General features: G+C 38.5%; 14 protein-coding genes. 2 read left to right on the top strand and 12 right to left on the bottom strand.

From position 1 onward, the window contains the following. Window positions 1-145 precede the first annotated feature (145 nt). The 3 genes from DNK84_RS06450 to secA all read right to left on the bottom strand — a co-directional run bounded on the left by DNK84_RS06450 (window position 146) and on the right by secA (window position 3,310). The gene (locus DNK84_RS06450) at window positions 146-304 is read right to left on the bottom strand and encodes a type II toxin-antitoxin system YafQ family toxin (protein WP_119343729.1); all 159 of its coding nucleotides are present in this window, start codon (window positions 302-304) and stop codon (window positions 146-148) included. Then, complete coding sequence (locus DNK84_RS06445) at window positions 288-515, bottom strand: hypothetical protein (protein ID WP_119343728.1); 228 nt, start codon at window positions 513-515, stop codon at window positions 288-290. Before DNK84_RS06445 ends, DNK84_RS06450 begins: the two co-directional genes overlap by 17 nt. 92 nt (window positions 516-607) lie before the next feature. Next, window positions 608-3,310 carry a preprotein translocase subunit SecA gene (gene secA, locus DNK84_RS06440; RefSeq protein WP_407920609.1) on the bottom strand — a complete coding sequence of 901 codons (2,703 nt, stop codon included), beginning with the start codon at window positions 3,308-3,310 and terminating at the stop codon, window positions 608-610. A gap of 92 nt (window positions 3,311-3,402) precedes the next feature. Between secA and DNK84_RS06435 the strand changes: the two genes are divergently transcribed. Together DNK84_RS06435 and DNK84_RS06430 are read left to right on the top strand one after the other, a co-directional pair. Beyond that, window positions 3,403-3,843: a hypothetical protein gene (locus tag DNK84_RS06435; RefSeq protein ID WP_119343727.1), complete on the top strand. Its 441-nt coding sequence runs from the start codon at window positions 3,403-3,405 to the stop codon at window positions 3,841-3,843. Beyond that, window positions 3,840-4,523 (top strand): HAD-IA family hydrolase, encoded by a 684-nt coding sequence (locus DNK84_RS06430; RefSeq protein WP_119343726.1) that lies wholly within the window; start codon window positions 3,840-3,842, stop codon window positions 4,521-4,523. Before DNK84_RS06435 ends, DNK84_RS06430 begins: the two co-directional genes overlap by 4 nt. On the opposite strand, the gene DNK84_RS06425 is transcribed toward DNK84_RS06430, so the two are convergent. The 9 genes from DNK84_RS06425 to DNK84_RS06385 all read right to left on the bottom strand — a co-directional run bounded on the left by DNK84_RS06425 (window position 4,524) and on the right by DNK84_RS06385 (window position 12,642). Next, the gene (locus DNK84_RS06425) at window positions 4,524-6,197 is read right to left on the bottom strand and encodes a DEAD/DEAH box helicase (protein WP_119343725.1); all 1,674 of its coding nucleotides are present in this window, start codon (window positions 6,195-6,197) and stop codon (window positions 4,524-4,526) included. A 195-nt stretch (window positions 6,198-6,392) separates the two neighbouring features. Then, complete coding sequence (locus DNK84_RS06420) at window positions 6,393-6,671, bottom strand: peptidylprolyl isomerase (RefSeq protein WP_119343724.1); 279 nt, start codon at window positions 6,669-6,671, stop codon at window positions 6,393-6,395. A 100-nt stretch (window positions 6,672-6,771) separates the two neighbouring features. Further along, a complete protein-coding gene (locus DNK84_RS06415; protein ID WP_119343723.1) occupies window positions 6,772-7,191 on the bottom strand; it encodes a DUF2141 domain-containing protein in 420 nt (139 codons plus the stop codon). A 273-nt stretch (window positions 7,192-7,464) separates the two neighbouring features. Next, window positions 7,465-7,875, bottom strand: a complete 411-nt coding sequence (locus DNK84_RS06410; RefSeq protein WP_162902272.1) for an HIT family protein — start codon at window positions 7,873-7,875, stop codon at window positions 7,465-7,467. After that, window positions 7,872-8,621 (bottom strand): 3-deoxy-manno-octulosonate cytidylyltransferase, encoded by a 750-nt coding sequence (gene kdsB, locus DNK84_RS06405; protein ID WP_119343721.1) that lies wholly within the window; start codon window positions 8,619-8,621, stop codon window positions 7,872-7,874. The genes DNK84_RS06410 and kdsB overlap by 4 nt, the downstream gene beginning before the upstream one ends. Next, window positions 8,614-8,802: a Trm112 family protein gene (locus DNK84_RS06400; RefSeq protein ID WP_119343720.1), complete on the bottom strand. Its 189-nt coding sequence runs from the start codon at window positions 8,800-8,802 to the stop codon at window positions 8,614-8,616. The genes kdsB and DNK84_RS06400 overlap by 8 nt, the downstream gene beginning before the upstream one ends. 3 nt (window positions 8,803-8,805) lie before the next feature. Then, the gene (locus DNK84_RS06395) at window positions 8,806-9,021 is read right to left on the bottom strand and encodes a sulfurtransferase TusA family protein (protein ID WP_119343719.1); all 216 of its coding nucleotides are present in this window, start codon (window positions 9,019-9,021) and stop codon (window positions 8,806-8,808) included. A 2-nt stretch (window positions 9,022-9,023) separates the two neighbouring features. Continuing rightward, a complete protein-coding gene (locus DNK84_RS06390) occupies window positions 9,024-10,109 on the bottom strand; it encodes a tRNA (5-methylaminomethyl-2-thiouridylate)-methyltransferase (protein WP_119343718.1) in 1,086 nt (361 codons plus the stop codon). A gap of 289 nt (window positions 10,110-10,398) precedes the next feature. After that, a complete protein-coding gene (locus tag DNK84_RS06385; RefSeq protein WP_119343717.1) occupies window positions 10,399-12,642 on the bottom strand; it encodes a hypothetical protein in 2,244 nt (747 codons plus the stop codon). Window positions 12,643-12,919 lie beyond the last annotated feature (277 nt).

Raw genomic sequence — 12,919 nt, 5'->3', positions numbered from 1 at the left:
CATCAATTATTCTTGGATGAGAAAGTTTGCTCTAGGGCTTCTAAAAAAAGATACCTCTGTAAAGATGAGTATTCGCCGAAAACAGCGAAAAGCCCTGGTTGATCCAAGCTATCTAACTACCGTAGTTAAAGGAAATTAGATGCGTTTACCCTGCATGATCACAGTATTTCTTGGGTAATTTCCCACCGTACTGTAAAATATCCAAAACAACAAATAATTCCTCCAAGAGTTTTGCATCGTTCTTATATTTTTTGTATGATTTTTTAAATGCCTTAGACTGTTGAATCTCAAGTTTTTTGCGCATTCTTTATGTCCTTTCCAAGCGCTTTCATACTAAACGGCTCATAACCACCAGCCTCTGCTTCCAAAACCATCTTATCGACTTTGTCTCTAAAGTCTTCTGTTTCTTTGGCAATAAGAAAACGAACGAAGGCACTCAGCGATAGTCCCATAGAATGCGCTTTCTGCTCTGCATACAATTTTAGATCATCATCTATATTAACATTTATACGCATATTATAGCACCTACTTGATGTTATTTATACATCAAGTCTACATCATTAACTTAAATATGTCCACCACATAAAGTAACGTGAGGGTTCATGTATCAACTCAACTTCCCATGACACTGTTTATATTTTTTTCCTGAACCGCATGGACAAGGGTCATTACGACGTACTTTAGGTGCTTCACGTACAAAAGGCTGATGGTTGTGCTCAGCAGCAGACTGCTCCGAAGAGTCACTCCCACTATCCGCTAACACGCCTTCATGCTGAGCTTCGATGTTTTTAACGGCGTTCTTCCACTTCTCTTCCATCTTTTGGGCTTCTTCAGGAGCTTGGATACGAATTTTTGCTAAATTCGCAATGACTTCATATTTAAAGTTATCCAACATGCTTGAAAATAACTCAAATGATTCCTTCTTATATTCATTTTTAGGATCTTTTTGTGCATAGCCTCTTAAATTAATACTGTTTCTTAAATGATCCATTGCATTTAAATGCTCACGCCAATGACTATCTAAGGCTTGCATCAAAGTGATTTTTTCAAACTGATGAACTGAAGCTGTATCTAAGTCCTTCACCTTGTCCTTATACTCGTTAACGATCGCATCAATTACAATCTCTTTTAGATGTGAATCGGTAAGCTGAACATCCTCTTTTAACATTTTCTTTAAATCAAGCAAGATGGCAAAATCACCTAATAAAGCATTTTGCAAACCATCAATATCCCACTGTTCTTCCATTGAACCTTCTGGAATATAATCATAAAAAAGCTTCTCAGCCACATCAACACGCATATGGGCAATAAGTGGTGACACATCTTCTTTGCTTAACAATTCTTCACGCTGGTTATAAATAACCATCCGCTGTTCATTGGCAACATTATCATATTCTAATAAGTTTTTACGAATATCAAAGTGATACTGCTCAACCTTAGACTGCGCCTTGGCAATAAAACGTGTCATCATCCCAAATTGGATTGACTCGCCACCTGACAGTGCTTTTTTCATCCGAGAGGCTAATGCATCTGATGCAAAAATGCGTAATAAATTATCATCCATCGACAAATAAAAACGACTTTCACCGGGATCCCCCTGGCGCCCAGCACGACCACGAAGCTGATTATCCACACGACGTGAATCATGTCGCTCTGACCCCAATATGCAAAGGCCACCGGCTTCAATAACTGTTTTATTACGCGCACGCCAATCTGTCTTGATTTGCTCAATCTGCGCTTGCGTTGGTTCTTCTAGATCTTCTATCTCAGCTTCCCAGTTACCACCTAAAATAATATCTGTACCACGACCGGCCATATTGGTCGCAATCGTGACTTTACCAGGATAGCCTGCTTGAGCAATAATCGCCGCTTCTCGCTCGTGTTGCTTGGCATTTAATACATCATGTTTAATTTTTTGTTTTCTTAAAAGCGTTGATAAAATCTCGGAAGTTTCAATCGATGCCGTACCGACCAAAATAGGTTGCCCCTTAGCAACACGTGCTTTAATATCCTCAACCAATGCTTTAAATTTATCCTTTTGCTCACCAAAAATACGATCATGATGGTCTTTACGCTGTGGTGGGCGGTTAGTTGGAATAACCACAACCTCCAAATCATAGATATCATGGAATTCAAAGGCCTCAGTATCTGCTGTCCCTGTCATGCCTGACATTTTGTCATAAAGTTTAAAGAAGTTTTGAAAAGTGATTGAAGCAAGGGTTTGATTCTCACCTTGAATCTTAACACTTTCTTTGGCTTCAATGGCCTGGTGTAAACCATCTGACCAGCGGCGTCCTTCCATCGCCCGGCCTGTGTTTTCATCAATAATAACAATCTCCTGATCACGAATGATATAATCTACATTCAACTGATAAAGACTATGCGCGCGAAGACACGCGCTTAAATAATGCATTTTTGTAATATGTTGTGGACTATAAAGATTATCACCAGGCTGAAGTGCACCTTCTTTTACGAGCATTTCTTCAATTTTATGATGTCCTTGATCAGTCAAATAGGCTTGTTTAGATTTTTCATCCACATAAAAATCACCATCTTTGGCTTCTTCATCTTCTTGTCGAATAAGCTGTGGGACAAGCCTGTTAAATAGAAGGTACATCTCTGATGAATCTTCAGAGGCACCCGAGATAATCAATGGAGTACGCGCCTCATCAATTAAGATCGAATCGACCTCATCGATAATAACATAGTTGCGACTTCGCTGTACCTGTTCCTCCTTGCTAAAGGCCATGTTGTCACGAAGATAATCAAAACCAAACTCATTATTTGTACCATAAGTAATATCACAGGCGTATGCTGCTTTACGCGCATCAGGTGATAAGTTTGAAACAATAACACCAGTGCTTAGTCCCAGATATTCATAAATTTTACCCATCATCTGTGCATCTCTTGATGCCAGATAATCATTCACCGTAATAACGTGAACCCCTTTACCTGTGAGTGCATTTAAATAAGCCGGCAAGGTTGCAACCAATGTTTTACCTTCACCAGTACGCATCTCAGCAATTTTGCCATGATGTAAGACCATCCCACCAATTAACTGAACATCATAATGGCGCATACCTTTGACACGTTTGGCCGCCTCTCTTACCACGGCAAATGCTTCAGGCAATAACTGATCTAAACTTTGCCCCTTTTGCAGGCGTATTTTAAATTCTTGTGTTTTTGCTTTTAACGCATCATCGGTAAGCTTTTCAACATCTGCCTCTAATGCATTGATTTTCTCGACCGTTTTCTGCATTTTTTTAATTAGCCGGTCATTGCGACTACCAAAGATTTTTTTAATAATCATTGAAATTCCAAAATAGTTAATTGCTGGTTTTAAAATCACTGATTTGGGATTATACTGCAACTTGTCCCATAACAAAAGCGCGCGACTGTAAAATGAAAAATACAAATAAAAAAGTCGATCAAATATTATCACAAAAAAACGCACAAAAGTTATCTTTTATTTCAAATCATTATAAACAAGCATGTGATGCGGACCGTGCTTTAAAAAGCTTTGACGTCCCCTATTTTAAATATATTCATGTCAATTTCTTTGATGGTGAAAAATTACTGCTTAGCACAGAGATCCCTGAATTATTGGCCAAGTTTCGTGAATTGAATAAACCCTTAATTGAACTGTTAAAAACACATCCACACTTTGCAAACCTTCAGACGATGACACTTAAGCTTTATTTTAAACCGCATAAACCTGTAAAAGATAACGCACACCAACTATCAAAAGCAGCCAAGGAAGCCTTTAAAAGCTTGGCAAATACACTTGAAAATGATCAAATAAAGCAATCCATTCATCGACTGATAGATAAACCTGATAAATGAATAACATAAAACATATCTTTTTTGACCTTGATGGCACGTTAATCGATAGCGTGTCTGATATCACGGTGGCCTTGAATAAAATGCGAAATTTCTTCAAGTTAGCACCACTATCTCGCCACACCATTGCGAATATTATTGGAAAAGGTTTCCCCACAACAACACGCAAAGTGCTTGGCCTTGATCTTCCACAAAAGCAAGTCGAAGCAAATGCACAACAGGCATTATTACTGACTCTTAAGGCCTATGAGGAATCTATGGGAGAACATACCAGAATATATGACGGTGTTGTTGAGTTATTGAATTTCTGCCAAAGCAAAGCGATCACAATGGCAGTCGTGACAAATAAAGAATACCAGCATGCTGTCAAAACATTGGATAAACTAAAGCTTTTAGATTATTTTGATATTATTGTTGGCGGCGATACAACCGAATATTATAAGCCGCATACCGCGCCTTTACTTTATGCCATGCAAAAGCTTGGCGCGACAAGTAATGACAGCTTAATGGTGGGCGATTCTGAAAATGACTATCTTTGCGCACATGCACTTAATGTCCCTTGTGTGCTTATCACACACGGCTATAGTCACGGCAAAGATATAAGCTTACTTCCTAACGCAATCACGATTGATCAATTTAATCAATTAGGCGACATGCTGAAACAAGAACCTGAATCGACCTGATTAACGCTTATCTTCTTTAATCATTAATTTTTTACCACCAACCCATACTTTTTTCAAATGGGCAATTGCTTCTTTTGAGATATCTTGTGGCAAATCGACTGTGCTAAATTTATCAAACAATTTAATTTGACCAATTTGACGACTGTCTAAATTAATTTCATTGGCAATTGCACCAACCAGGTTACGTGTTTCAATACCATCGCTCTTACCAACTTCCACACGGTAAGTTGTCATTGGCATTTGTGCACCACTATGCCCGCGGCGGCGAGGGCTTTGCCCTTGTCTGCCACTTTCCTTCCCGCTTGTGCGGGCTCTGCGCTGCGCCCGTGGCTCTGTAATTTTAATCTCCTTCACAAACAATGATTTCTCACCTTGTGCCATCATTGCTAAAGCACCTAGTATGTCCTCAACTTCATCGCCATACTCTGTTTGGAAGTCTTGCATCAATGCTTTGAATTTCGTTAAATCCTGATGGCGAATACGCTCGGCAACTTCATGCTTGAAGCGCTGGACACGTTTTTGTGTAATTTCTGCGGCACTTGGTAATTGCATTTCTTCCATTGTATGACGAATAACGCGCTCAAGTATTCTAATTTGACGCAAATCACGCGTATAGATTAAAGAAATTGCATCACCACTTCGCCCGGCACGACCTGTACGACCAATTCGATGAACATAAGCTTCATTATCCTGTGGCAGATCGTAATTCACGACATGACTGATTCGCTCAACATCAAGACCACGCGCAACCACATCAGTTGCAACAAGTATATCAATCTTACCTGATTTTAATTGTTCAATGATATATTCGCGTTGATTTTGCTGCATATCACCATTGATCGCAGCAGCTTTATGACCTTTAGCCTTTAAACCGTCAGCAACTTCAATGGTAGCAGCCTTTGTTTTAACAAAAACCATCACGCCATCGCTGTCTTCAACCTCTAAAATGCGGTCTAGCGCTTCGGTCTTTGATAACCCTTTTACAACCAAATATCGCTGGTGAATCGTTGCGGCTGTCGCTGTTTTTGTTTTAATTTGTACTTTACAAGGCTCACGCAAATAGTCATTCACAATATTAACAACATCACGCGGCATTGTTGCGGAGAATAATAATCGCTGGCAACTTTCAGAAGTATGAGACAATACCCATTTTACATCATCAATAAAGCCCATACGAAGCATTTCATCGGCTTCATCTAATACGATAGCTTTCAATGCATCAAGTTTTAAGGTACCTTTTCGCATATGATCCATAATACGACCTGCAGTACCAACAACCACTTGAACACCACGACGTAAAGCCTGGATCTGACGACCATATTCCTGACCGCCATAAATAGAAACAACATTGATTTTTGCAATGTTTTTCGCAAAACCTTCAAAACTTTCGCTGACTTGAATAGCAAGCTCACGCGTTGGCGTTAAAACTAACACTTGTGGCAATTTTTCTTTGCTATCCAAATCCATATTATTTAACAACGGCAATGCAAAAGCCGCTGTCTTACCTGTACCTGTTTGTGCTTGACCTAGAACATCACGCCCTTGTAACACATAAGGAATTGTATTTGCCTGGATTGGTGTTGGTGTTTGATAGCCCAATGCATTAACTGCAGCAAGGATATGGTCATTCAACCCCAAATCGGAGAAACTTAATTGATCAGAATCAGAACTCATTTATATAAACCTAAATTTTATTTTATTATTGTGTAAATTAGATGGTCATTGTACCTTATTTTATTAAAAGGTACACAATTATTTTGATTTATTTGGTTAAAATAGAATCAATTCAACTAAATGTCTTTAAACAAATAATTGTATTGAAAATTTTGCTTCCCTTTGAAGTGAAGGGAAATCATTAGGATAGCAATATTATGCGCGAGAAGTAACTTCTACTAAATGATAACCAAATTGCGTTTTAACAGGGCCATGAACCTGACCAACTTCTTCATTAAATACAACTTTATCAAACTCAGGCACCATCTGCCCTGGGCCAAAGGTTCCTAATTCGCCACCATTTCTACCAGATGGGCAAAGGGAGTGTTCTTCTGCTGCTTTGGCAAAGTCTTTTCCCGCTTCAATTTCATTTTTTAAATCAATACATTCTTTTTCTGTTTTTACTAGAATATGGCGTGCTGATGCTTGTGTCATGATGATAACTCCTAAATGTTTAAAGGGTTGATTGTAACGGATGTGCAATATATCTGCAATGAAATTCTAAAAAAGCATTGTCTAGAAATTCAATTTTGCATTATGCATCATTGAGTTTAATCGTAATGCTTTTTATGCCTGTTTTAGGCAAGACAAACGCCGATTTCTCAAAATCTGGCCGTGTGACACCATTACTAAAACCATACTGTTCTGTTGGTCGACCAACCCAGTTTTTATCAAGTTTACCATTATCATTGGCATCATGAAAAGCAACCACGGCATACCGTCCAGGTGGAAGGTTTTCAACAGTTTGTGATACAGAACGCCCTGATATAGGCTTTATTTTATAGCCTTGGTATTTTGCTTCAGCCTCTGGGAAATTATCAGGGCTATTATATAACGCAATAAGCACTTGGCCCTTTGTGTTGTTAATATTCGTGACATGGATATTCAAGGTTGATGCACTTGCAATGCTTGTAAAACCAAACACACACAAAATAACCTTCATCGCTTTTTTCATAAATAGCTTCCTACTGTTGTTAATAACCTGATACAAAACGGCAAATAATGTGGAGATTATTCATCATCAATAAATGATGACCTTCCTGGTGTATCACATTGAACCTCCCTATACTAAAAACCTGATATTATAAACTTACAACACCCAACAAAATAAAGCAATTGATTTAAAGTTAATTCTCAAAAAGAGAAAACTTAAAATAACATAAAAACATTGATATTTTACCCGCTTGTGCTGATGGTTCCTTACTGGGTTATTACCAAAGCAAAAAATTTATTGTAATTTGTTTAATGCCACTCTTGCTAATTGTTTGATTTTATCCTTGATATCAGGCGCATAATCACGGGATACTTTTACTCCCCATACGACATCAGGCCAACAAAAATCATCAACTTTTCTCCCGATCACATGAATATGTAGCTGAGGCACGACATTACCAATGGTTGCAATATTGATTTTATCGGCATCAAGCTCGTGTTTTAACAAAGCAGATAACTGGTTAATCTGGGCATTTAAAGAAAACTGCAATTCTGGCGCTAATTCAAACCACTCTGTTTTACTTGTCTTTGGAATAATTAAAAACCATGGCACCAGTGCGTTGTTTGACAAACGTATCTGTGACACATCAGTGTCACAGATAAACGTGCTACTTTGTTCCAAGCGTGGATCTAATGCAATTTTCACGAAAATAATGCTCTTATTTTTTCCAAGTCTTCATAAGTATCAACACCTAATGGCGTTTTTTGCCGCGCTTCTGCAATCGCAATTTTTTCATTATGCCATAACACACGTAGCTGCTCGAGTGACTCAATCACCTCTAATGGACTTTTTTGCATGTCTGCATAGCGCTTTAAAAATCCTGCACGATAGGCGTATAGTCCAATATGCCGGTAATGCTGACCAAGTTGTGCTTGTTTTTGATCAAATATACCTCGCTGCCAAGGAATCGGTGCGCGGCTAAAGTATAGTGCATAACCTTTATCACTCAAAACAACTTTGACGCAGTTTGGATCAAAAATATCTTCCGCATCATCAATTTGTTCGCAAAGCGTTGCCATAACTGCATCATTGTGTTGTGATAAAAGTGAGGCCACTTGCAAAATATTATCAACTGGCAGCAATGGTTCATCACCTTGAACATTGATAATAATATCGTCATCTGGTATTTCTCTTTTGTCAACAACTTCAGCAATACGCTCAGTTCCAGAAGCATGTGTCGTCTTTGTCATGCAAACATCTGCGCCAAAGCTGTGTGCTGCATCAGCAATTTTTGTGCTATCTGTTGCAATAATCGTTGTATCAAAGCCACATTTTTTAGCCTGATCGTAAACATGCGCAATCATCGGTTTGCCTGCAATATCAATTAATGGCTTATCTGGCAACCTTGTTGACTGCAGCCTTGCAGGAATAATAATATGCTTTTTAACCATATTGTTTAATCTCTTCCAAGCTTAATGCCTTTGCTTCATCCACAAGCATCACAGGAATACCATCAATAATTGGATATGCAAGTTTCTCGGCTTTACACACAAGAACCTGCCGATCTTTATCATAAACCAAAGGTGATTTACACGAAGGACAAACAATAATATTTAATAACTTTGTATCCATAATTTATGCCTTAATGACAAAAATAAATGTATCGGCTTCTTCATAGTTCTCAACGATATCATAATCATTGATTTTACACCAGGCAGGAATATCATGTTTTACACCAGGATCCGTACAATATACTTTAAGCAGCTGGCCTTTTACCATTTGTTTTAATGCATTTTGTGTCTTAATAACCGGCATCGGGCACAGTAAGTTGCGTAGATTTAATTCTTGCATTGTTATACATACCATTGTGGGTTGACTTCATCACTGGAAAAAGGTTTCACCGTGACCTCACGCGTAATACCACCTTTATACTCAAATGAAACCGTAACATCCTGTGCATCTTTTCCTTGTGAAAAGCGCCCAACAATCTTTGCAACAAACGCTTCATCTTCTTGCGCAAAATCACCGTCAATCAAAGTTAACGGTCCACCGTGTGATATAATACTTACTGCAACAAACTGCCGTTTATAGCCTTGTAAAAAACGGTTTTCACCTTCTTCTCGGCCAATAATCAGTTTAAACTCAGGTTTAGGACGCAGATGACGCCCAATCTTTAATAACATGATATCATCAAAATCATAATCTCGATTGCCATTACGACCTTTCCACAAATCAACAAGCTTGTCGGAATATTGTTTATCTGTTAAGAAACAGCAACCACCAGCAGGTGTGGCATAATCCGTAAACCCATACTGTGCGGCCAGCTCAAATTGTGGCTTACGGTTACGGCCATGAAAGGCAAATAATTTCTCCCGGTCAACCCATCCTTCTTTTTCAGGAAGTGTTTCTGGTAAGTTTTTAGCGCATAATGGGCGTAATAACAATGAATCAATACCCGATTGTTTTTGCACAACTGGCATTGTGTCTTTCCTTTGTGACATTGGTCTTTGACCTACGACCTCACCGGTAATAATGAAATCAAAATCATTTTCCAGCGCCCAGGCTTTTGCTTTTTTCACCATAAATATTTTACAATCAAGGCAAGGGTTCATATTCGCACCATAGCCATATTTAGGATTTAAAAGCACATCCTTATATTCCTCAATCACATCAATAATATGAAGCTTAATGCCTAATTGCTCTGCAACCCAAAGTGCATTATTACGCTTTTGCTTGTTCTGATCTTTTTTACGAATTGCATGTGTATGACCCTCAACACAAAACCCTGTAAAAAAGTTAATTCCCTCAACATGAACCCCCTGATCCATAATGGCCTTTGCTGCTAACATAGAGTCAAGACCACCTGAAATAAGTGCTACTGCCTTTTTTTGCTTTTTTGACTGTTGCTGAATTTCTTCATTTAACTGCTGTATCTGCATTATTTTAATCTGCCTTATTTTACTTTTAAATGCGCCATAATCGGCTTAAATAACATAAAATCAAACACCAGCTTGATTTTATTGTGCCATTGTACGCAAATCAGGCAAATTTTTCACCCTATAAAATAAATTTTTTATTTACAGATATTCCAAAATACAATCCATGCTGTTTTCATCGCAAACAGCATTTTGTCGTCAAGGCTCAGTAATGTGAGTATCTATTAGAATAATGAGAGAGTTATTGACTAAAGAAGCTAAAAAGACTAAAAAAATAGCAAAAGGGTATAAGCTAACAACTCAGCTGAGTCCCTGTACCTGCATACGTTAAAACAGGTGATTGCTCAAGTGTTGCCCAGCTACCAGCAACACCAATTAACCCAATCGTCTGGTAATCAGGTCGATCCGTTGCTATTTCAAATATAGCGCAATCATTATTCTGGCCACCTTGAGATTTTAATGTGATTACGCTGCTACCCCATGATTGTGACTCCCAACGCGTAATATTATGTTGTGTGGCTGGAAATTCAGCAATCACTTTAATATCATAATGCTGTCCTGCAACCATGACAGCAGGTGACACCAAATAATCTATATAATAATAACCATCAGCCTTACTATCTTGCTGCAATACAACACGCGTATTCTCATCAAATCTGGCAGGAATAGAAATATTGTCATCAACATAATCATTTTTATTAATTAAAGCAACAGCCTGATTAAATGCCCCATCCAAAGATAAGCCTGTTAATAATTTATATGCGCCACCATAATAGCCACCAGATGCGCTACTCATTAATTTAATTGCTGCTGTTGTTGCAGGGTTGGCATTATTTGACTGCCATTGTGTGTTACCAAGATTTCCCATTAAAAAGCTGGCATTTAAGAAATCATCTGAATAAGCGTTATTGCTTGTCGTATCTGGTAATGGTTGTGGTTGATTATTCTCAAAAATGGCTGCATAAGTTGCCTGTCCATCGCTGTCAGGTAAATAGACCTTATAACCTTCTTCAGGACTTTGATAATCAAAAAATACACCATTAATGCCTAAGCTAGATTGGCCACCCATCTCATCAGATAAAATCGTTTTTGCTGTTTGACAATTCTGCGTTGTTTCTGAGGCACACTTTTCTAAAGTGTATTTACCAAGAATTAATGGAATCCTACCTACATCATAGTTAAAATTCCAGTGATCAAAGGTGTTAAGACTGGCATCACCTGTGATATTAAGCAAGAAATTGCTATTTTCATAACGAAAATAAGCAGCACCAGGTACACCTTGCCTAATAAAGCCAAGAACACCACCCCAATTACTGTTATTTGACATCGCCGTTAACTGAGCCACACGCATGGCATTTAATGTATTTTGGATGACAGACTGCCATTGGCTAGATCTATCTGTGTCGACCTTAGAAAATTCATCTAGTGAGCTTAAAAGCGTTTTACTATAAGCCATACCAGCAATACCATCAACCGGCTTATTGCGGTCAGAACCTGCATTTCTGCCACCTTGATTTAAAAATACAGCACCATTTAAATTGGTTGTATCATATTCATAAATCGCTTCCATCATGTCAAGTGCTGCGGCCTTATATGCCTGATTATCTAATACCTCACCGGCCAGATAAAATCCTCGCGCCAACATAATATCTGCATCTGTTGCGCTATACTCTTCTAGCACATTAAGATTGTCGTCAAATGCCCAAGGTAAAAGGCCATTGACAAGGCGAGAGTTACCCTGGCTATAAATAAAGCCATATACTGCCTGAATAGATGTTTTTGCTTTAGCATTATCCGGGTCTAACACCAACATCCCAGCACCAATTAATACTTGAAACGCAATACCCTCAGAAGTATATGCCTGATAACCACCTTTGATTAAACCTTCACTACCTGTATTCACCAACAACCAGTTATTATATTGATTCTCAAGACTTTGTAATGGGTAGGGTTTATCTTGGGAAATAGCTTGCCGATCATAGATAAGTGATAGTGAAGTCGTTTGATTAGGCTGAATAACAAAATAACGCGTATTGCCACCTTGTACAGTATATCGATTTCCATTTTCAATAAAATCAGGCACATACAGCGTATAACTTAACCCACCCTCGGATGAAAGCAATTGTCCCAGATTACTGTCTCCTTGATAAAGGCTCCCTGAAAGTACTGTTTCTCCCTGAGTATTGGTTACTGTATAACTTGGCATGGTTGTTGGAATACTGCCAATAGTACTTACATTGACATTCAAACTTCCATACACTCTTTCCGGTGGCGCCTCATAATAGATAGAAACCTGTTTGGTTTGCCCATCGGTCAATGAAAAACTACTTGGCGTTGCAATACCCTGGCCACCTTCTAGCGGCTCAACACTTACATTAAAGCTTGCCATAGAGCCTACAAAGCTTACTGGAATAGTAGTCTGGCCACCCCATGGTATATTATCAATACTTGCAACGGCTGTATTATCGCGTTTGACTGTAACCTTTGCTAAGGTACTACCTGTTACATAATCCGGCTTTTGAGGCAGCTGTAACAAAATATTTGCAGAAGATGTATCTTCTACTTGACCAACGACAAGGCTCCCTTGTGCTGTTGTACCTGCAAAACCTACCGCACTAACACTAATGGACAGGGTAAACGCATCTAAATTCTAGTATTTATCTGGCCTAATGCTGGAATATAGTGCATCTTATTAGTTATAGCAAACTAAGTATCAATTTAAATTATTATGGATAGTGTTTTCGTTGAATGTTTTAAGGAATTAAAAGACCCCCAGATCTGAAGCTCGTCGGTGAGGGGAAGACTGTAGATAT

The sequence above is a fragment of the Facilibium subflavum genome (genome assembly GCF_003574485.1).
Lineage (GTDB): Bacteria > Pseudomonadota > Gammaproteobacteria > Francisellales > Francisellaceae > Facilibium > Facilibium subflavum.
The sequence above is the reverse complement of the archived record's forward strand: the minus strand, read 5'-3'. Positions and strand labels throughout refer to the sequence as shown.

Bases quoted from the DNA above. Each gene is read 5' to 3' on its own strand.
- DNK84_RS06450 (WP_119343729.1), bottom strand. From the start codon at position 304: ATGCGCAAAAAACTTGAGATTCAACAGTCTAAGGCATTTAAAAAATCA.
- DNK84_RS06445 (WP_119343728.1), bottom strand. From the start codon at position 515: ATGCGTATAAATGTTAATATAGATGATGATCTAAAATTGTATGCAGAG.
- secA (WP_407920609.1), bottom strand. From the start codon at position 3,310: ATGATTATTAAAAAAATCTTTGGTAGTCGCAATGACCGGCTAATTAAA.
- DNK84_RS06435 (WP_119343727.1), top strand. From the start codon at position 3,403: ATGAAAAATACAAATAAAAAAGTCGATCAAATATTATCACAAAAAAAC.
- DNK84_RS06430 (WP_119343726.1), top strand. From the start codon at position 3,840: ATGAATAACATAAAACATATCTTTTTTGACCTTGATGGCACGTTAATC.
- DNK84_RS06425 (WP_119343725.1), bottom strand. From the start codon at position 6,197: ATGAGTTCTGATTCTGATCAATTAAGTTTCTCCGATTTGGGGTTGAAT.
- DNK84_RS06420 (WP_119343724.1), bottom strand. From the start codon at position 6,671: ATGACACAAGCATCAGCACGCCATATTCTAGTAAAAACAGAAAAAGAA.
- DNK84_RS06415 (WP_119343723.1), bottom strand. From the start codon at position 7,191: ATGAAAAAAGCGATGAAGGTTATTTTGTGTGTGTTTGGTTTTACAAGC.
- kdsB (WP_119343721.1), bottom strand. From the start codon at position 8,621: ATGGTTAAAAAGCATATTATTATTCCTGCAAGGCTGCAGTCAACAAGG.
- DNK84_RS06400 (WP_119343720.1), bottom strand. From the start codon at position 8,802: ATGGATACAAAGTTATTAAATATTATTGTTTGTCCTTCGTGTAAATCA.
- DNK84_RS06395 (WP_119343719.1), bottom strand. From the start codon at position 9,021: ATGCAAGAATTAAATCTACGCAACTTACTGTGCCCGATGCCGGTTATT.
- DNK84_RS06390 (WP_119343718.1), bottom strand. From the start codon at position 10,109: ATGCAGATACAGCAGTTAAATGAAGAAATTCAGCAACAGTCAAAAAAG.